The organism is Virgibacillus carmonensis (genome assembly GCF_057836705.1).
The window spans coordinates 1-727 of sequence record NZ_JBYQFJ010000145.1 but is presented as its reverse complement, the minus strand read 5'-3'; the positions used below and the strand labels follow the sequence as shown (position 1 = coordinate 727).

The 727-nt window shown below is 41.0% G+C and carries 1 protein-coding gene; it reads left to right on the top strand.

Going from position 1 to position 727, the window contains the following annotated elements; genetic code table 11:
- Positions 1 to 73: 73 nt before the first annotated feature.
- Positions 74 to 727 (top strand): YdhK family protein (locus AC3G7N_RS21000; RefSeq protein WP_489424094.1); only part of this gene is annotated, 654 nt, incomplete at its 3' end.

Below are 727 nucleotides of genomic sequence, written 5' to 3'. Positions count from 1 at the left end.
GTAGTAGCTATTAACGCACGGTTGTTCAAGTATGAAAAACAATAATTATACAAAAATCTGAAGGAGGATTAACATGAAAAGTAAAAAAATGATAGTGTTGGCGGTATTACTAATCGTTTCCGCATTTACATTGGCTGCATGTGGAAATAATGGTGATAATGAGGGAAATAACTCGGCCGATAATGGGGAAAATAACCAAACCGAAAATGCAGAAAATAACGCAGCCGATAATGGGGAAAACAAAGAAAAGAATTCTGATTCAGGCGAAGGTATGGATGGTATGGATATGGAGCATTCAGGATCAGGAGAAGTTCCAGAAGGATTAGCGGTTGCAGAAAATCCAAAGTATGAAGTTGGTAGCCAGGCTACCCTTACAACGGATCATATGCCAGGCATGAAGGACGCTGATGCTACAATAGTTGGCGCTTATGATACTACTGCTTATGTTATTTCATATACGCCAACAACCGGTGGTGAGAGAGTAAAAAATCATAAATGGGTTATTCAGGAGGAAATTGAAGGCGCTGATACGGAACCACTGGAACCTGGAACCGAGGTCACAATAACAGCATCCCATATGAAAGGGATGGATGGCGCAACTGCTACAATTGATTCCGCTAAACAAACTACGGTATACATGATTGATTATGTGCCTACAAATGGCGGAGACAAAGTGACGAATCATAAATGGGTTACCGGAAGTGAATTGAAGGCGGACAAAGAGAGA